Below are 17,963 nucleotides of genomic sequence, written 5' to 3' on the forward strand. Positions count from 1 at the left end.
GCCCCGGCAGGGGCCCGCGCCGGACGGCAGGACGGCGAACGGAGTCGTCATGACGCGGAACCGGGAGAGCGCGACGCCCGCTCGGCGAGCCGGGGCTCCCCGGCTGCGCCCGGTCGGGGAGAGCCCGATTCAACCGGGCTCGCGGGAACCGCACGCGCACAACAACCAGGAACCGCCCCGTGATCGCAGCCAGGCGATTCTCGAGGCGGCGAAGCAGGTCGGCGCGCTCCTCAAACGCAACGGGCACACGTTCGCTCTGGCCGGAAGCGTCGCCGTCTACGCCCACGGCGGCAGCGGTCACCTGCGGCACGACGCCGACTTCTGCGTACGCCGCGCAGACGCCGAAGCCGTGGCGGACACGCTGACCGAAGCGGGCCTCACGGTGCGGACGCCGCCGGAGGACTGGCTGCTGAAGACCACGTGCCTCGGCCAGGAGGTCGACCTGCTCTTCGAGCTCGGGCACCGCTCGGTCACCTCGGACATGCTGGCCCGGGCTCAGGATCTCCCGGTCGACTCGGTGCACATGCCCGTCCTGGCGGCGACGGATCTCATGCGGGCGCTCATCGAGCCCTTCTCCGAGCACCACTGCGACTTCGGGCCGGTGCTCGCCGCGGCCCGCGCCCTGCGCGAGAAGGTCGACTGGGCGGACGTACGAAGGTCCTGCGGGGACAGACCGATGCCTGCCGCGTTCTTCTTCCTGCTGGAACGCCTGAACGTCATCGCCCCAGAGAAGGAGCCCCGATGAGCGGATACGCCGCCCCGCCCGCTCCCGGCGCCGGCGGAGCGCAGAACCTGGACTACCGCGTGGCCCATCTCGCCGACCACCTGGCCGCCGGGGACCTCGGCGAGCTGGGGGTGCGGATCGAGATCCGCGGCGAAGCGGTTCTGCTGACCGGCACCGTGCCGTCCGTGCAGTGTCGTGACGATGTCCTGCGCATGGCCCGGGACGAGCTGCCGGGAACCCCCGTCCACTGCGACATCGTGGTCGCGGACGCCTCCGCGCCCGACCACGCCGAGGAGGTCGAATGATCCGGATAGCGGCCGTCGGGGACATCCACATGGGGCCCGAGAGCAAGGGCCGGCTCCGTCCCTCGTTCGAAACCCTGCCCGACAGCGCCGACGTCCTGCTGCTCGCCGGGGACCTCACCCGCCACGGCACCCCTGAGGAGGCGCGGGTGGTCGCACGCGAGGTCGAGGGCCTGGCGGTCCCGGTGGTCGCGGTCCTGGGCAACCACGATCACCACGCCGACTGCCCCGACGAGGTCGCCGCCGTGCTGCGGGACGCGGGCGTGCGCGTCCTGGAGGGGCAGGCGACCGTGGTGGGCAACGGCGACGCGCGCATCGGCGTGGCCGGCACGAAGGGGTTCGGCGGCGGATTCGTGGGCCGCTGCGCCGGCGAGTTCGGCGAGCCGATCATGAAGGAGTTCGTCAGGTACTCGCGTTGGCGCGCCGAAACCCTGCGGGAGGCCCTGCTGGAGCTGCGGGCGCAGGACTGCGACGTACGCATCGCCCTCACCCACTTCTCCCCGGTCCCGGACACGCTGGCCGGCGAGGCACCCGAGATCTACCCGTTCCTCGGCAGCTATCTGCTGGCCGAGGCGATCGACAGCGCGGGCGCCGACCTCGCGGTCCACGGGCACGCACACCTGGGCACGGAGCACGGCATGACCAGTGGGGGCGTGAAAGTGCGCAACGTCGCACAGCCGGTCATCGGCCGGGCGTTCCACGTCTACCACCTCGCGGGGCCGGAGCCGGCTACGGCCTCGGCCTCGGGCGCCTCGGGCGGCCATGCGGGCTGAGCACGCGCAGTCGCGGTGTGTTCCGGTGTGGGCGAGGCCACGCCGCTCAGGAGGCCACGGGCATGTTCGCGGCCCGGGGCCGCGGGCTACCGTTTGAGGGATTCCCGTTGCTCGCCAGTACCCCAGTACCCCATCCCAGTACCTCGGACGGCCCGGCAGTGCTCGTAGATCTCTCCCCGCTCATCGCGGCGACCACCCAATGGCTCACGCGTTCCTACCCGGCCTGCGGCGGCGCGCTGGCCGCGGCCCTGGGCGAGGTGCAGGCCCGGCAGGCCGTCACCGTCGCGGCATGGCTGCGCTACCCGACACCGACCGATGCCGCGCTGGTCGGGATGGCCGGCCCCGGCGGCTCGGCCGGCCTGGACTGGGTCACCGGCGCGGACACGGCCGCCCACGACGAGGCGGACGACTTCGCTTGGCGCACCTGGGTGGACGAGGTCGTGGCGAGCTGGGCGGCCTGTCTGCTCAGCGACGCCGAACTGGCCCGGCTGGCGGTCGCCGCGCTCGCCGACGGCGGCCACGCGACCGGTGTGCCGGTCGAGTTCCGCCGCCTGGTGTCACCCGACACGCGGGACCGCGAGGCGGCGGCCCTCCTGCGCCACCCCGACCTCCTCGCCCCGGTGGCCGCCCTGCACCGCCCCGCACTCCACGAGCGCCTCGACCCCGGCCGGGCACTCATCGCCTGAGCCGTGAGCGGTGAGCCGTGAGTCCCCTGGGGGTCAGCCCTTCTTGCCGCGCCCCGTCAGCGCGTCGCGCAGCCGGTCGATCAGGCCGACTCCCGGGGCCAGCAGCTTGTTGGCCGGCGGCTTGTCCGGCGCGGACGGGTGCGGACGGGTCGGTGCCAGCTTCTTCGCCTGGCGCACCTTGTCGCCCAGGTCGTCCAGCATGTTCTGGGGGCACGCCGCGCGCAGCTGGGGGAAGAGGTTCTGCTCCTCGTCGGCGATGTGCGAACGGATCTCCGTCATCAGCATCGCGATGAGCCGGTCGAACTCGGGATCAGCGGCGTCGCACGCCTCCAGATCCTTCATAATCTGCTCGGCCCGGGAGTGGTCGTCGGTCTCCTTGTCGGCCAGCGCGTCCCCGTTCGCGAGGTGCTCCCGCACGGCCGGATACAGGTAGGCCTCCTCGGCCACCGAGTGCCGGACCAGCTCGATCGTGGCCTGGTCTGCGTACAGCTTGCGGTCCTTGGCTCCGGACGGAAGCGCCTCGATCCGACCGAAGAACTCCTCGACCTCGCGGTGATCGGTCACCAGCTCGTCGATGACGTCCCCACCATGACCCATGTCGTCCACCTCCAGCATCGAACGGGGGCCCGGACGGCCCGCCGCGGCTCCGAGTGCCCGCGGGCGCCGGGCTCACACGGGAGACCTCGACGCCGGTGACCGGGCCGCTACGCGCGCTGAGCTCGCGTCAGGCACGTCGCCCCGGGCGCTCGCTGTCCATGGCCGTTTCGGCGACGTCGTCGCGCTCGCCCTCGGCCTGGGAGGGCGTCGTGTACTCGGGAGTCGGATGGTCGGCCCGTGGGACCTCGGCGTGCTCGCGCTCGCCCTCGGCCTGCGACGGGGTGTGGTGGCTCACGCTCATCGTGTCGTCCCTCCTGCGCACGGGACGGGTCGGTCGGCCCTCCTCGGGGCGGGGAGGGACCCGGCACCGTCGAGCGCAGGACCGGGTACCCCTTCGCCCTGACGGCGACACGACGCCGTCCGCATACATCGCCGCCGCACAGCGGGTACCCGCCCGGGGGCAGCAGGGCAGCAGGGCAGCAGGGCAGCAGGGCAGCAGGGCAGCGGCATCCGCGGCGGAAGGACGGGCGGTGCGTGAGCGCCCATACTGGCTCTACGGGCGCATACGGGCGCGTCTGCTCGCCCGTGCCCCGCCGCCGTTCCGGACCGGCGGCCACCGGAAAGTCCCAAGTGAGGTTTCCTCCGTAAGGCCCGGCAACTCGGGCCCGACGCCACGACGGCGTGTTGCCACCGCTCCAAGACCCCGCTCGCGGTCCCGCCGACGAACGAGCCGTCCTGGACCGCCCCGTGGGTCCCGCCCGCCTCCTTCGAACGGGAGCTCCGGATGACGATCAACCAGCACCCGTCGCCTGTCCCGGCCGCCTCGTCGGATCTGCGGATCGGCCTGCTCGGCTCGTACGGCGGGTGCAACATCGGCGACGAAGCGATTCTGATGTGTGTACTGAGCTGTCTGCGCGCCCATCGGCCGCAGGCCCGGCTCGTCGTCTTCAGCCGGAACGCCGACCACACCCGCACCCATCAGTGGGATGCCGACGAGGTGGCCGACTGGGAGGGCGTACCGCAAAAACCCGTCCTCGACGCCCTCGCCGGACTGGATCTGCTGGTGCTGGGCGGCGGCGGGATCCTCTACGACGGGGAGGCGCGGCGCTATCTGCGGCTGGTGAGGGCGGCGCACGAGCGCGGTGTCCCCACGTTCGCCTACGCGGTCGGCGCGGGCCCGCTGCGCGATGCGGACGACCGGGATGCCGTGCGCACCGTGCTGCCGGAGATGACCGACGTCGTCGTACGTGACGAGGAGTCACGCCTCGTCCTGGAGGAGGTCGGCGTCGAGCGCGAGCTGACCGTCACCGCCGATCCGGCGCTGCTGCTCACACCGGAACCCTTCACCGAGCAGATGATGCGGCAGGAGGGACTCCCGCCGGACGCCCGGTTGGTCGGGATGTCCGTGCGCGAGCCCGGCCGGGCGGCGGAGAAGCTCGACGAGGAGGACTATCACGGGCTGCTCGCCGACGTCGCGGACTTCCTCGCCCGGCGCCTGGACGCCCACGTGGTCTTCGTGCCGATGGAACGCCAGGACGTCAGGCACGCCCACGGCGTGCTGTCCCGGATGAGCGCCCCGGACCAGGGCCGCATCCTGCACAACACCTACAGCCCCGGCGAGGTCCTCGGCTTCATGAGCCACCTGGACCTGGTCGTGGGCATGCGCCTGCACGTCGTGATCTTCGCCGCGCTCGCCGGCCTGCCGGTGCTGCCGCTGCCGTACTCCGGCAAGGTCTTCGACTTCGCCCGCCGTACGGGGGCGCCCGCGCTGGTGGGTGTGGCGCGGGAGCAGGCCGGACTGCTGCTCGCCGAGGTGGACCGGCTCTGGGACGAGTTCCCGCGGCGGCAGGAGGACATGAAGGCCCGGGTGCAGGGGCTGCGTGCGCTGGCCCGCGAGACCTGTGACCGCTGCGGGGCCCTGCTGGACTCCGTCGGCATCGACGGCGGCGCGCGCGCCGCAGCGCGGGCGCAGGGCGCCGACCTGATTCTGACCCCCGGCACGCGGCCGGCCGGCCTGAGGGACCACGGCGCGTGACGCCGGGTACCGCGGCGGGCCGTCGGCCGTAACGGAACGCGCCGTCCGCAACCGACCCAGTCGACGGGAGAAGCGATGCCGATCCTGGAACCGTCCCGCCCCGTCCGGACCGTCACCCTGCCACCGCGGGAGGCCCGCCACGGCGGCCGCACGGACGTCCTGGTCGTCGGCGGCGGCCCGGCCGGGACCGCCGCGGCCTATGCGGCGGCCGACGCCGGCGCCGACGTCGTGCTCGTGGAGCGCTACGGCTTCCTCGGCGGCAACGCCACCGTGGCGCTGGTCATGCCGCTGATGTCGTTCCACAACGAGCAGAAACAGGCCGTGTTCGACGAGAGCGGCCACCGCGGCAGGCTGCTGCCCTCCGACCACGGGGAGGGCGAACCGGTGGTGGCCGGCTTCCTTTGGCTCCTGCTCGACCGGCTCATCGCCCGCGGCGGCTGCGTCCCGCCGTCCCCCGACACCGGCTACACCGTGCCGTTCGACCCGGAGATCTACAAACTCGTCCTCCTCGACCTGCTCGACGAGGCGGGCGTGCGGATGCTGTTCCACTCCTTCGCCTCCACCGCGCTGCCCCTCGACGACGGCTGGCGGGTGGTGTTCGAGACCAAGTCCGGCCCGGTGGTGATCGACGCCGATGTCGTCGTCGACGGCACGGGGGACGGCGACATCGCCGCCGCCTGCGGGGCGCCGTACGAGATCGGGCGGCCGGAGGACGGGCTGGTGCAGCCGATGACGCTGATGTTCCGCGTCGTCGACTTCCTGCAGCCGCAGTTCTCCGAGTACGTCGGCGAGCATCCCGACCAGTGGCGGGGCGTGCACGGGCTGTGGGACCTGGTCCAGGAGGCCACCGAGGCGGGCGAACTGCGCCTGCCCCGCGAGGACATGCTGTTCTTCGGCACCCCGCACCCGCGCGAGGTCAGTGTCAACAGCACCCGGGTCACGCGGGCGCTCGGCACCGACGTGTGGGACCTCAGCCGCGCCGAGTACGTCGCGCGCCGCCAGATGGAACAGATCGACCGCTTCCTGCGCCGGCACGTGCCCGGCTTCAAGAGGTCGTACGTGGCACAGAGCGGCGTCCAGATCGGCGTACGGGAGACCCGCCGCGTCCTCGGCGACTACCACCTGACCGGCCATGACATCCTCGCGGCGCGCGCGTTCCCGGACGCCGTCGCGCACGGCGCCTACCCCGTCGACATCCACAACCCCAGGGGCAGCGGCACCGTCCTCAAGCGCGTCCCGCGCGGCCGCTACTACGACATCCCCCTGCGCTGTCTGCTGCCCAAGGACACCGACCGCCTGCTGGTCGCCGGGCGCTGTATCTCCGGCTCGCACGTGGCGCACTCGTCCTACCGCGTCATGCCCATCTCCATGGCGACCGGGCAGGCGGCCGGGGTCTGCGCCGCGCTGTCCGTACGGCTCGGCCGCAGTCCCCGCGACGTGCCCTACCACCTCGTCCAGCGCGCGCTGCGGCGCCAGGGCGCCCACCTGAACCTGGAACCCCGGGAACCCGCGCAGCAACACGGCTGACGCCCCCGGCACTTGACGCCCCGAGCGCTGGACGCCCCGAGCGCTGTCGCGGTGAGCGCGCCGCCTAGAGTGCGGGCATGACCTCGCAGCCCTACCTCTCCGAACTCTTCTCGCTGGACGACCGGGTCGCCGTGGTGACCGGCGGCAGTTCCGGCATCGGCCGCGCCATCGCCGAAGCCCTCGCACGCGCCGGAGCGAGCGTCGTCGTCGTGGCCCGCAAGGAGGCGGAACTGGCCGCGACCGTCGGCGAACTGGCGGCCCACGGCTGCCGAGCGGCCTGGGTGAGCGGAGACCTGAGCACGCGCGACGGTGTGCGCGCGGCGGCCGAGGAGGCGGTCGAGGCGTTCGGGGAGCCCGACATCCTCGTCAACTCCGCCGGGATCAACCTGCGGCCCCCGCTGGGCGAGTTGGGCGAGGACGTGTGGGACACCACCATGGCCGTGAACCTTGAGGCGCCCTTCCTGCTGGGGCAGCGGTTCGGGCCCGGCATGGCCGAACGTGGCTTCGGGCGGATCATCCACATCACCTCCCAGCAGGCGCACCGGGCGTTCGTCCAGAGCGGCGCCTACGGCGTCTCGAAGGGGGCGTTGGAGTCGCTGGCCCGTTCACAGGCCGAGGCATGGTCGCCCTACGGCGTCACCTGCAACACGCTCGTGCCGGGGTTCGTCATGACGCCCCTCAACGCACGCCTGTCGTCCGACCCCGAGAAGGTGGCGGCGCTCGCCGCGCGCACGATGGTCGGGCGCAACGGACTGGCTGAGGACTTCGCCGGCGCGGCGGTGTTCCTCGCGAGCCGCGCCTCCGCGTACGTCACCGGGCAGGCACTCTTCGTCGACGGCGGACTCTCCGTGCACTGAGCGCGGCCGCATGGACGAACCCGGCGCGTTCGAAGTTCCTCCCCCCGTCGCCCGTCCGTCACGCCGTGGCGTGGAAGGGGTGCAGGGTGTCCGCGACCTCGGTGTCGGAGACCTGGCCGAAGTCCTCGTACCACTCACCGACCGCGTGCAGGGACGGCGGCTGCACCAGGCACACGAGGTCGTCGCACTCGGGGCGCAGGGCGGCCGTCGTGCGTGGGCTGCCGACGGGGACCGCCAGGACCAGTCGGTCCGGACCGTGACGGCGCAGGAAGCGCAGTGCCGCCGTGACGGTCAGGCCGGTGGTCAGCCCGTCGTCGACGAGGACGACCGTGCGGCCGTGGACGGACGGGGTCGGACGGCGGCCGCGGTAGACGTACTCGCGGCGGTGCAGCTCGTTGCGTTCGCTCGCGACGACATCGCCGAGCCGGTCCTCGGACAGATGCATCATGGCCAGGCTCTGCCGGTCGTACAGCGGCGGATCGTCGGCGACGATCGCGCCGATCGCCGTCTCCGGACTGATCGGGGTGCTGATCTCGCGAGCGACCAGCACGTCCAGCGGCGCGTGCAGCGCACGGGCCACCTCCGCGGCGACGGGCACGCCGCCGCTCGGCAGGGCCAGCACGAGCAGATCGATCAGATCGCCGGAGTCGGCCCACTCGACCAGCCGCAGGGCGAGTTCCCGTCCGGCGTGGGTACGGTCGCGAAATGACACGGCGCTCCTCCCTCGAGGTCGGCGCAGCCCGCCGAGTTCCCGGCGTGGGGCAGGGCGAAACGAGGCACGGCCACCGGCGGCCCGGGGTGCCCGCGGGCCGGGCCGCCATCGCGTGTGGCCCGCGCCCGGAGGGGTACTGCGGCGCGCATGACTGGCATCGAACTCACGAGCTCCGCGTTCGAGGATCACGCGATGATCCCGCGTCGTCACGCCTTGGAGGGGCAGAACGTCTCTCCGCCCCTGACCTGGTCCGGAGTGCCCGACGAGGCGGTGGAGCTGGCCCTGCTGTGCGAGGACCCGGACGCGCCGTCGGGGACCTTCGTCCACTGGCTGGTGACCGGCATCGATCCGCACGCGGACGGGCTTCCCGCGGGCGAAACGACCCCGGGCAGTCACCCGCACAGGAACGGCTTCGGAGAATCAGGGTGGGGCGGTCCGCTGCCCCCGGTCGGCGACGACGCGCACCGGTACTACTTCCGCCTCTACGCCCTCCCGGCCCCCGTCTCCGTCCCGGACGCGGCCACGTCGGACCAGGCACACCAGGTCCTCGACCGGCAGCAGCTGGCCAGCGGAACACTCGTGGGCCTCTACCGACGCTGACGCCGCCCGCACCCGTCCGGCCGCGAGCCGTGCGACGGACCGGTCGGTCCGGCCGGTACGCCGGGCTGCGTTCGCGCCGCGCAGAGCGCATGGTGGTGGCATGAGCACGCGTCCCCCAGTGGTGGTGCAGCCGCCCGCGTCGGACGGCGGGCGTCAGGTGACGATCCGCGGTGAGCCGACCGGCATCGCGTACAGCCTGTTCGACGTGCTGGACCTGGTGCACCGTGCGGGCCTGCCCGGCGAGGACCGGGCCGTCGACGACCCCGAGCTGATCGAGTGGCTCGGCGGCGGACCGTACGACTGGAACGGCCCGGACACGCCCGGCACGCCGGATGCGCCCGACATGCCGGAACCCGGCACGCCGGATGCGCCCGACACGCCCGGTACGGCGAACGGGTGAACGCGGACGCCCCCCTCTTTCAGCGCGGACGCCACCCTCGGATGTCCGAGGTTCCCGTCGGAGCGCCGCTGACCTTGACTGGCAGCGGCAAGTCCGAACGGAACCACGACATCACGGGGACATACATGAACCGCAGGAAGAGCACCTTCGCAGCCGGCCTGGCCACCACCGTCTCGGCCCTGGCCCTCACCCTCGGCGGCATGGCCGCCCCCGCACAGGCCGCGGGGACCGTCGACTGTGACGGCTGGGTGCACAACAACAACCCGGACCACGGCATCGCGGGCTGCCAGAACAACACCGACCACCCCGTCACCTTCCGCGCCGAGATCGTCTGCGGCTGGGCCCCGGACGTCTCCGGCCAGTGGGTGACGCTGGCGCCGGGGCAGTACAGCGAGTCCTCGGGCGTCTGCGCCGTCTACAGCTCGGGCGTCGGCAGCGTGGGATGGACCATCCAGTAGCGGCTACCGGCCCGGTGCCCGGTCCGGGTCGGGACGGAACACCGGGTGGTAACTCTCCGGCGGCGCCAGATAGCTGACGGGCAGTCCGCCGGTGTCGATGACGATCTGGTCGACGGCGATGCCCGGGTCGACCATGAAGATCCGCAGGACGTGCTCACCGGGCTCGTCCACCGTCACCAGGGCGGTCAGCTTCTCGACGCCGTCCTCCACGTTGCGGGCCCAGGCGTCGCCCCGGTTGCCGGTGGCGACGGCCTGGCCCGCGAGGACGGTGGCCGGCCGGTCGTCGAGCGCGACGGCCAGCCGGCGGTGGCCACGCTCGTCGAGGGACGGCAGCCGCAAGACGGTGACCGGGAAGGTGCCGGCACCGCCGAAGCGCACCCGGTACCTCAACTCCGGCGCCTTCGTGGCGAAGTCGGCGGTGACCGGGGCCGCCGTCGACGGCACCGCCTCCAAGGCGCCCGTACGGCGGCCCAGCCCGCGCACCACACGCCAGTGCGCCCCGCCGCGCGCCACCCGCTGCTCGGTGTGCACGGCGTCGATCGAGACGTACCCGTGGGCCTCCACGAACCCCCGGGCCCGCCGGCGCGCCCGCTCACCGTCGTTGACCACCCGCAACGGCACCTCGACCCGCTGCCCCGCCCCACTGACGGTGACCGTGGCGTCGTACGTGCCCTTGGGCATCCGCGCCCAGTCGAGCTCCACCCACACCCGGGTCTGGTCGGTCAGAGAGCCGCCCGCAGAGCTCAGCAGCACCCAGGGACGGCTCGCCTCGGCCGACCAGTCGAGCGAGAGGAAGCCGGTGTTGAAGACGTCGAGGAAACGTCTGTCCCGGGTGTAGGAGGAGAAGGACAGGGCGCGCTCCGCCCCGGTCTCGTTCCCCTCGGCCGCCACACCGAGACCCGAGGTCTCCTGCCGGGCGACCCGGGTCACGGCCGGGCGGCCGGGTGCCTTCGGGATCTGCGAGGGATACGGGTTGACGATCCCGTCCCACTTCCCGCCCGCCACCTCGGTGTTGTACCGCTTGGTCAGCGCGGCCTCCTCGGCATGGGCCGCCTCGGCCAGGTCGGCGAAGAGGTTGGTCCCGGCCCCGCGTCCCTGCCGCACCGCGAGCGCGTTGCGGTCCGCCCAGTAGTACTTGAGGTTCATCAAGTACGCGCCGTGCACCGGGTATTCGACCAGTTCGAAGAAGGCGTCCCGGTACTGCGCGGGCACCTTGGCCCCCACCGCCCGTACCCGCGTGAGCAACTGCTCGTACGCGGCCATGCGGCGGCCCGCCTCGTCGCCGTGGTGGATCACGGAGAACACCCCACGGTCGATGAACTCCGGACGCCGCTCCGCCGCGAGCCGGTAGTACTCGCCGCGGATGGCGGCGATCTCCCGGCCGTACCGCCGGCCGAACTGCCGCCCGGCCCACTCGGCGAGGAAGTCCTCGACGTCGTCGGGGCCCCACCGGTCCACGTCCCAGGCCATGTCCATGGAGAAGGACAGGCCGGTCTCGATCGACTTGACGTCACCGACGTTGAAGATCCACATCCGGTCGACGCCGTGCTCGTACACCCGCCGCAACTCCTGCCACACCTTGGCGAGTTGGGTGGTGTCCAGCCACAGATAGCTCTTCGGGCGGCCCCAGTAGGACAGGTGGTAGTAGATGCCGTTGCCGCCGGCACGGCCGCGCTCGGCGTCGTTCGGCACCTGGCGCATGTTGCCGTGGTTGTCGTCCGGCCAGATCAGCGTGACGTCGTCGGGTACCTGGACGCCCGCGTTGTACAGCTCCAGGACCTCCTTGTACGGGATGAAGATCTGCGGCTCGACGGCCGCGCCGACCTCCTCGGCCAGGATACGGCGCTGGTCGGCGATGATGTCGTTCATCACCGCGACCTTCTCGGGGACGGTCGTGGCGTACTTGGTCTCCAGCGCGCTGTCGTGCAGGCCGCGCATGCCGATCGTCCAGCTGCTCTCGTACGAGGCGTTCTGTCTCGCCCGGGCTCTCCAGTAGTCGGAGATGACGGCCGGATTCACCGTGTAGTCGTACACCGGCAGGCTTCCGTCCGCGCCGAGATGCTCCTCCGCCCAGGGCGCCCACTCGTGCACGCCGTTGCGCAGCAGGGCCTCGGGGTGGCTGGAGCCGACGACGATGCCGTAGCGGTCGGCGAGTTCGGGGTTCTCGCGGTGCTTGTTGAAGAAGTCGGAGTACGGATGCATCGCCGGCCACAGGTAGTTGGCCTTGAGGCGGAGCAGCAGCTCGAAGACGCGCTTGTAGGTCTCGGGGCCGATGTTCTTGTCCGGCTCCTGGGTGCGGTGCGACCAAGTGGTCAGGTTCTGCTCGTCGTTGATGAAGATGCCCCGGTAGCGCACCGAGGGCTCGTACCGCTTGAGCGGCCCCGCGGGCACCGTCACCGAGTCCCGGCGAGGCACGGGGACGTCGGCCCACCAGTACCAGGGGGAGACCCCGATGCGTTCCGAGGTGTCGTAGATGCCGTAGACCGTGCCGCGCCGGTCGCTGCCCGCGATCACCAGGGCCCGCTCCACCCCGGGCAGCGGACGCTCCACCACCTGCGTCACCGACGCCTCCCAGCGCCCCTTCACCCGCGAGACGTCCAGGCGCCCCTGTGCCGCGAGCCGGTCGAGGACCGGGCTGGCGCCGAGGGTGCCCACCAGGACCAGGCCCGCGGCGCCCGTCTGCGGGAGCGTGTGACTCAGCTTGGGCCGGACGCCGCCGACCCGCTCGATGTCCGCCTGGAGATCGCCGGCCGCGCGGATCACCGCGGGATCGTCCGCCGGGTCGACGTACAGCTCGACGGCGGCGCCGCCCCGCACCAGAGGGAAGTCGGGCCTTTGCGACGCGGCCCGGGCGGGGGCGGCCGTGGAGAGGACGCCGGGCAGCAGCGGGGCCGCTCCGGCAGCGGCCAGTCCACGCAGGAACGCCTTGCGGGACCAGGGCTGGGACGGGCGGGGCGATTCGCGGTGCGGCACGAGACGCTTCCTTTCCGCGCATGACTGACGGACATGGCAGGACATGACTGAACGGGGCGTGGTGCGAGGGGACGACGTGGTGTGCTGCGTTGGCATGGTCAGGCTAGAAAGCGCTTGCCATCCGGAACCCTAGGCCAGTCCCGTCCGAGCGGTCCATACCCCTGCGGCGCCGGAAGCCGGGCGAGTCCCGTGGTGTGTCCGGTGCTGGAGGGTGGGGTACGCGGCGACGGACGGAAGGGGAAGCCCATGCAGTTCCGTGACCGCAAGGAGGCCGGGCAGGAGCTGGCGGAGCAGCTGCGCATCCGGCAGGAGAAGGGCATCCTTCCGCATCCCGTGGTCCTCGCGCTGCCGCGGGGCGGTGTCGCGGTCGCCAGGGAGATTGCCCGGGCCCTGGAGGCCCCGCTGGACGTGCTCGTCGTACGCAAGATCGGGGCCCCGTTCCACGAGGAGTTCGGGGTCGGCGCGCTCGCCGGCGACGGCCCTCCGCTCTTCGACGAGACGTCGCTGTACCGGCTGGGGCTGAGTGAGGCCGATCTGGCGCCGGTGGTGGAGCGGGAGCGCAAGGAGCTGCGGCGGCGCGAGGAGCGCTATCGGCAGGGCCGGCCGGCTCCCCGTCTGCGCGACCGTACCGCCGTAGTCGTGGACGACGGCGTCGCGACCGGCTCGACCGCACGCGTCGCCCTGCGCGCCGCACGCCGCCAGGAGCCCGAGCGACTGGTCCTCGCCGTACCGGTCTGCGCACCGGAGGCGGCCGAGGAACTGCGCCGGCTGGTCGACGATTTCGTCTGCCTGTACCAGCCGAGGCTGTTCAGCGCGGTCGGCGAGTGGTACCAGGACTTCGGCCAGCTGACCGACGCCGATGTGCTGGAGGCGCTGCGCGGCGAGTGAGGGAGAAGTCGCGCGGCGGGTGAGGGAGAAGGGCAGCCGTCATCGGGTGGCTCAGGCGGTGGGGTTCGTCAGGGTGAGCGCACCGTCCGCCCCCAGGGCGAGGTGGACGCCGGGGCTGACGCGGTCGAGGGTGCTGTGCAGCCAGCCGCGGTCCTCGGGCGGGGCGGGCTCCAGGCGCATGCGGCGGGCGATCAGGGGCACCATCCGCAGCTCGGTGAGTTCGCCCGTGTCCGCCGCCACCGTCACGAGGTGGGCGATGCGCAGGTCGTCGCGGTACTGCTCGTACCCGGGAATCCCCTCGTAGTCGTCGACGAAGTCGCCGCAGCCGTGCAGGATCAGCCGGTCCCGGTAGACCTCGACGGTCCGGGGGTGGTGCGAGGAGTGGCCGTGGACGACGTCGGCGCCGCCGTCGACCAGGGCGTGCGCGAAGCGGCGCTGTTCACGGGGGACGAGATACCCCCAGTTGGAGCCCCAGTGCACGGATACGACGACGAGGTCGCCGGCCCGCTTCACCTGCCGTGTGTGCCGCACCGCGGCGGCGGCCGTGGCGGGCGAGAGCTCGGGCAGGTAGGCGACACCGGGCAGGTCCGCCGTCGCGGCCCAGTCCGCGGGGATGCCGCTGTCGCCGGCGCCGAGGGCGAACACGAGCACGCGGCCGCCGCGAGGGAGCGGGAGTGCCACGGGCGCGTACGCCTCCTCGGCGCTCCGCCCCGCGCCCGCTGTCCGCAGGCCCGCCCCGTGCAGCACGTCGAGCGTCTCCTTAAGGCCCGCGCGGCCGAAGTCCTGCACATGGTTGTTGGCCAGGACGCAGACATCGGGCCGGGCCACCGTGAGGGCGGGCAGGTTGGCCGGATGCATGCGGTAGTGGACCGCCTTGCCGGGCGCGAAGGCGTCGCTGCGTGTGACGGCCGTCTCCAGGTTGACGATCCGGAGGTCCGGGGCGCTCGCCTCCAGCAGCCGCAGCGCCTCGCCCCACGGCCAGGACGGGTCGACCGGCGCCGGGATCGGGCCGTTGACCGCCTCCGCCATGCTCACGTAGGACCGGGCGTCCGTGACGTACCCCTCCCGCAGCACCGGGTCACCGGGCCGGGCCAGGATCTGGTCGACGCCGCGTCCGAGCATCACGTCGCCACAGACGAACAGCGTCACTGTGCCGCCGCCCATGTCTCAACGGTACGAGGTCGTGTGGTGGGGGTGGGGGGCGAGAGGCGGTGGTCGCAGGCCGCAGATCTCGTCGCGGGGTGTGGCGGCGAGTGGGGCGCGCGGTGGTGCCTCGGGGATGAGGGGGCCGTGTGGGCCGCCGCCCAGGCGCACCGGGTCTGCACCGGCCTGTCGGGCGGGGCCAACGCCTCCGACAGCTGCACCGTGCTGTCCCTGACCAAGATGGACCGCAGGCCCGGCGTGGGCATGGTCGCCGGGATCCTCGAGCGTTTCGCTCTTCTGTGTCGCCGGGGTGCCGCCGGCGCCCCGGGCGTGCGTCTCGCCGGATTCCCCGTGCCGCGACCGGACCCGTCGACCCGCCGCAGGTCACCACCTCGCACCGCCCCGACGGGTGCACCCGATGTCCCCAGCGCCCGCCGCGATAGGGAACCCCCCACGCGGGTACCCCGCACCTGCGATGCCGGGCGCGGGAGACCGCCGGCCGAAGCGCGGGAGGCTGCCATGGAACTGGTCGAGGAAACTCCCCACCGCTTCCGTATCGACCCGCACGGCCCGATGCGGGTGCCGGGCGTGGTGTTCGCCTCCCGGAAGCTGCTGAACGACGCCGAGAAGTCACTGGAGCAGGTGGTCAACGTGGCCACCCTGCCGGGCATCGTCAGCGCGTCGTACGCCATGCCCGACATCCACTGGGGCTACGGCTTCCCCATCGGCGGCGTCGCGGCGACCGACGTGGCCGACGGCGGGGTCGTCTCGCCCGGCGGCGTCGGCTTCGACATCTCCTGCGGCGTACGGCTGCTCGCCTCCGACACCGACAAGCAGGGGCTGGAGTCCGCGTTGACCGAGGTGATGGACGGCCTGGACCGGGCCATCCCGCGCGGCGCCGGGCCCGGCGGGGTGTGGCACCTGAGCGGCCCCGGGCAACTGGAGCGGATCCTACGGGGCGGCTCCCGGTACGCGGTGGGGGAGGGGCACGGTGAGGGGCGCGACCTGACGCGCTGCGAGGACGGCGGGGCGGTCGCCGACGCCGACGTGGACCAGGTGAGCGCGCGGGCGCGGGAGCGCGGGCTCGGGCAGGTCGGGAGCCTCGGGTCCGCCAACCACTTCCTGGAGGTGCAGCGCGTCGACGAGGTGTACGACGAGACGGCCGCCGCCGCGTTCGGGATCGCCGTCGGCCAGGTGTGCGTGATGATTCACTGCGGTTCCCGCGGCCTCGGCCACCAGATCTGCACCGATCACGTCCGGCTGATGGACCGCGCGATGGCCCGCTACGGCATCAAGGTCCCCGACCGCCAACTGGCCTGCACGCCGGTCGAGTCGCCGGAGGGCCAGAGGTACCTCGGCGCGATGGCCGCCGCGGCCAACTACGGCCGCGCCAACCGCCAGTTGCTGTCCGACGCGGCCCGCAAGGTCTTCCGCCGTGCCGCGGGCATCCGGCTGTCCCTGGTGTACGACGTCTCCCACAACCTCGCCAAGATCGAGACCCACCCGGTGGCCGGAACACACCGCACCCTCTGCGTCCATCGCAAGGGCGCGACCCGCGCCTTCCCGCCCGGCCATCCTGACCTGCCCGACGACCTGCGCGAGGTCGGCCAGCCGGTGCTGATCCCGGGGACGATGGGCACCGCCTCGTACGTCCTGGTCGGTGTGGCGGGCGGAGACGCGTTCTCCTCCACCTGCCACGGCGCGGGCCGAGTCCTCAGCCGTCACCGGGCCGCCCGCGCGGTGGGCGGCCGCGAACTGCGGGCCAGGCTGGAGTCGGCGGGCATAGCGGTACGCCCGCGGTCGCTGCGCGGCCTCGCGGAGGAGGCACCCGAGGCGTACAAGGACGTGAGCGAGGTGGTGGCCGCGAGCGAGGGGGCACACCTGTGCCGGACGGTGGCTCGGCTGGTGCCGCTGGGGGTGGTGAAGGGCTGAGGGGGAGGGGGAAGGGGGGAGGAGGGGGGAGGTTTCGGCGGGCGGTCGTATGGCCGCAAGGCTTCCGCGTGGGCCCGTGGACCCGTACGCCTCACACGACCAGACTCACGCCACCGGCCACCGGCCACCGGCCACCGGCCACCGGCCACCGGCCACCGGCCACCGGCCACCGGCCACCGGCCACCGGCCACCGGCCACCGGCCACCGGCCACCGGCCACCGGCCACCGCGCCTCACACGTCCACAGTCACCGCGCACGACCACCCGTACGGATCCGGCCCGATGTGCAGCCCGTGCCAGGAGACGCCCTTCGGGGTGGCGCCGGTGATCTCCACGTCCGTCAGTTCGACCATTGCGAGGCGCACGTCGAGGTCGCCGTCCGTGGGGTCGGCCTCCAGGTCGACGGGCACGCGGCCGTCCACGTCGAGGCGGAAGACGACCTCGTCGAGGAGCGCCGTCAGCAGGCCCTCGTCGCTGTCCTGTTCGAGCCGTACCCGCTCCATCGAGGTGGGCCGTACCGCCGTCACGTCCGCGAAGCACTCCACCATTCCCAGCGCGGCCTCGACCAGACAGCGCTCCCGGCTCACGCCCCACGCCTCGACGCGGACGTCGGCCGTGTGCGGTACCGCCCGGTGGCCGCTGCCGCCTCGCCGCCGTGTCTCGATGTCGTCGTCGGTGTCGCCGACCATGTGCACTCACCTCTGATCCGCTCGGCCGGCCGGGCCCGGGAGTCGTCTCCCCGTGAGGGGAGGTACGTCGATAGGGGTACCCGCGTGGGGGCACCCGTACCGCTGAGGCCGAAGGAGCGGACCGTGCCGGACATGGAGGAGGACGAGGCGCGCCGTCGGTTCACCGCTGCCCGCGTGGCACGGCTGGCGACGGTCGACCCGGTGGGACGCCCGCACCTGGTGCCGGTGGTGTTCGCCCGGCGCGGCGACCGGATCGTCACCGCCGTCGACCGCAAGCCGAAGCGCTCCGAGCGGCTCGGGCGGGTGCGCAACATCGCCGGGCACCCGGCGGTCAGCCTGCTCGTGGACGCGTACGACGACGACTGGGACCGCCTGTGGTGGGTCCGGGTCGACGGCGACGCCCGGATGCTGCTGCCCGATGCGTCCGACGAGACGACGCGCGACGAGTACGCCGTCGCGATCGGACTGCTGCGGCACAAGTACCCCCAGTACCGGCAACAGCCTCCGGCGGGCCCGGCGATCGTGATCACCGTCGTGCGCTGGACCGGCTGGCGGGCCTCATAGGTATGCGTGTGGACGCGCCCGCAAATCCACCGCTGCAGACCCATTGACCCTTGACCATCCACGAACATAATCTCCGTCCTCATATGTAGACGACGTCTTCATAT

At 72.7% G+C, this 17,963-nt stretch carries 19 protein-coding genes; 13 read left to right on the forward strand and 6 right to left on the reverse strand.

The features are described from left to right. The first annotated feature begins 49 nt into the window (after positions 1–49). The 4 genes from AB5J49_RS43455 to AB5J49_RS43470 all read left to right on the forward strand — a co-directional run bounded on the left by AB5J49_RS43455 (position 50) and on the right by AB5J49_RS43470 (position 2,485). Positions 50–745 (forward strand): hypothetical protein, encoded by a 696-nt coding sequence (locus tag AB5J49_RS43455; protein ID WP_369174384.1) that lies wholly within the window; start codon positions 50–52, stop codon positions 743–745. Beyond that, positions 742–1,029, forward strand: coding sequence for a BON domain-containing protein (locus tag AB5J49_RS43460; RefSeq protein WP_369174385.1), 288 nt, complete (start codon positions 742–744; stop codon positions 1,027–1,029). Before AB5J49_RS43455 ends, AB5J49_RS43460 begins: the two co-directional genes overlap by 4 nt. Further along, complete coding sequence (locus AB5J49_RS43465) at positions 1,026–1,799, forward strand: metallophosphoesterase (protein ID WP_369174386.1); 774 nt, start codon at positions 1,026–1,028, stop codon at positions 1,797–1,799. The genes AB5J49_RS43460 and AB5J49_RS43465 overlap by 4 nt, the downstream gene beginning before the upstream one ends. Before the next feature lie 158 nt (positions 1,800–1,957). After that, positions 1,958–2,485, forward strand: a complete 528-nt coding sequence (locus AB5J49_RS43470; protein WP_369174387.1) for a hypothetical protein — start codon at positions 1,958–1,960, stop codon at positions 2,483–2,485. 33 nt (positions 2,486–2,518) lie between these two features. On the opposite strand, the gene AB5J49_RS43475 is transcribed toward AB5J49_RS43470, so the two are convergent. Continuing rightward, positions 2,519–3,082, reverse strand: coding sequence for a hemerythrin domain-containing protein (locus tag AB5J49_RS43475; RefSeq protein WP_369174388.1), 564 nt, complete (start codon positions 3,080–3,082; stop codon positions 2,519–2,521). Between the two features lie 127 nt (positions 3,083–3,209). Next, the gene (locus tag AB5J49_RS43480) at positions 3,210–3,383 is read right to left on the reverse strand and encodes a hypothetical protein (protein ID WP_369174389.1); all 174 of its coding nucleotides are present in this window, start codon (positions 3,381–3,383) and stop codon (positions 3,210–3,212) included. 483 nt (positions 3,384–3,866) lie between these two features. Between AB5J49_RS43480 and AB5J49_RS43485 the strand changes: the two genes are divergently transcribed. The 3 genes from AB5J49_RS43485 (at position 3,867) to AB5J49_RS43495 (ending at position 7,501) form a co-directional block, all read left to right on the forward strand. After that, positions 3,867–5,117, forward strand: coding sequence for a polysaccharide pyruvyl transferase family protein (locus AB5J49_RS43485; RefSeq protein ID WP_369174390.1), 1,251 nt, complete (start codon positions 3,867–3,869; stop codon positions 5,115–5,117). Between the two features lie 75 nt (positions 5,118–5,192). Beyond that, entirely contained in the window at positions 5,193–6,644 is a 1,452-nt protein-coding gene (locus AB5J49_RS43490; protein WP_369174391.1) for an FAD-dependent oxidoreductase, read from the forward strand. 77 nt (positions 6,645–6,721) lie between these two features. After that, positions 6,722–7,501: an SDR family NAD(P)-dependent oxidoreductase gene (locus tag AB5J49_RS43495; protein ID WP_369174392.1), complete on the forward strand. Its 780-nt coding sequence runs from the start codon at positions 6,722–6,724 to the stop codon at positions 7,499–7,501. A 58-nt stretch (positions 7,502–7,559) separates the two neighbouring features. Here AB5J49_RS43495 and AB5J49_RS43500 read toward each other — a convergent pair whose 3' ends face one another. Continuing rightward, the gene (locus AB5J49_RS43500; RefSeq protein ID WP_369174393.1) at positions 7,560–8,213 is read right to left on the reverse strand and encodes a phosphoribosyltransferase; all 654 of its coding nucleotides are present in this window, start codon (positions 8,211–8,213) and stop codon (positions 7,560–7,562) included. A gap of 147 nt (positions 8,214–8,360) precedes the next feature. Here AB5J49_RS43500 and AB5J49_RS43505 point away from each other — a divergent pair, with 147 nt between their 5' ends. The 3 genes from AB5J49_RS43505 (at position 8,361) to AB5J49_RS43515 (ending at position 9,671) form a co-directional block, all read left to right on the forward strand. Continuing rightward, positions 8,361–8,813, forward strand: a complete 453-nt coding sequence (locus AB5J49_RS43505) for a YbhB/YbcL family Raf kinase inhibitor-like protein (protein WP_369174394.1) — start codon at positions 8,361–8,363, stop codon at positions 8,811–8,813. 100 nt (positions 8,814–8,913) lie between these two features. Further along, positions 8,914–9,213, forward strand: a complete 300-nt coding sequence (locus tag AB5J49_RS43510) for a hypothetical protein (protein ID WP_369174395.1) — start codon at positions 8,914–8,916, stop codon at positions 9,211–9,213. A gap of 125 nt (positions 9,214–9,338) precedes the next feature. Further along, complete coding sequence (locus AB5J49_RS43515) at positions 9,339–9,671, forward strand: hypothetical protein (protein WP_369174396.1); 333 nt, start codon at positions 9,339–9,341, stop codon at positions 9,669–9,671. Positions 9,672–9,674: 3 nt separating this feature from the next. Here AB5J49_RS43515 and AB5J49_RS43520 read toward each other — a convergent pair whose 3' ends face one another. Next, entirely contained in the window at positions 9,675–12,581 is a 2,907-nt protein-coding gene (locus tag AB5J49_RS43520; protein ID WP_369175446.1) for a glycosyl hydrolase 115 family protein, read from the reverse strand. 309 nt (positions 12,582–12,890) lie between these two features. Between AB5J49_RS43520 and AB5J49_RS43525 the strand changes: the two genes are divergently transcribed. Further along, positions 12,891–13,532 (forward strand): phosphoribosyltransferase, encoded by a 642-nt coding sequence (locus AB5J49_RS43525; RefSeq protein ID WP_369174397.1) that lies wholly within the window; start codon positions 12,891–12,893, stop codon positions 13,530–13,532. Positions 13,533–13,583: 51 nt separating this feature from the next. Here AB5J49_RS43525 and AB5J49_RS43530 read toward each other — a convergent pair whose 3' ends face one another. Beyond that, the gene (locus AB5J49_RS43530; RefSeq protein ID WP_369174398.1) at positions 13,584–14,696 is read right to left on the reverse strand and encodes a CapA family protein; all 1,113 of its coding nucleotides are present in this window, start codon (positions 14,694–14,696) and stop codon (positions 13,584–13,586) included. A 498-nt stretch (positions 14,697–15,194) separates the two neighbouring features. Between AB5J49_RS43530 and AB5J49_RS43535 the strand changes: the two genes are divergently transcribed. Continuing rightward, on the forward strand, positions 15,195–16,607 hold the full coding sequence (locus tag AB5J49_RS43535) for an RtcB family protein (protein ID WP_369174399.1): 1,413 nt from the start codon (positions 15,195–15,197) through the stop codon (positions 16,605–16,607). Between the two features lie 232 nt (positions 16,608–16,839). Here the strand turns inward: AB5J49_RS43535 and AB5J49_RS43540 are convergent, their stop codons facing one another. Next, positions 16,840–17,295 (reverse strand): archease, encoded by a 456-nt coding sequence (locus tag AB5J49_RS43540; protein WP_369174400.1) that lies wholly within the window; start codon positions 17,293–17,295, stop codon positions 16,840–16,842. Between the two features lie 123 nt (positions 17,296–17,418). Here AB5J49_RS43540 and AB5J49_RS43545 point away from each other — a divergent pair, with 123 nt between their 5' ends. Next, entirely contained in the window at positions 17,419–17,859 is a 441-nt protein-coding gene (locus AB5J49_RS43545) for a TIGR03668 family PPOX class F420-dependent oxidoreductase (protein ID WP_369174401.1), read from the forward strand. Positions 17,860–17,963 lie beyond the last annotated feature (104 nt).

Origin of the sequence: Streptomyces sp. R28 (assembly GCF_041052385.1) — a bacterium.
GTDB lineage: Bacteria > Actinomycetota > Actinomycetes > Streptomycetales > Streptomycetaceae > Streptomyces.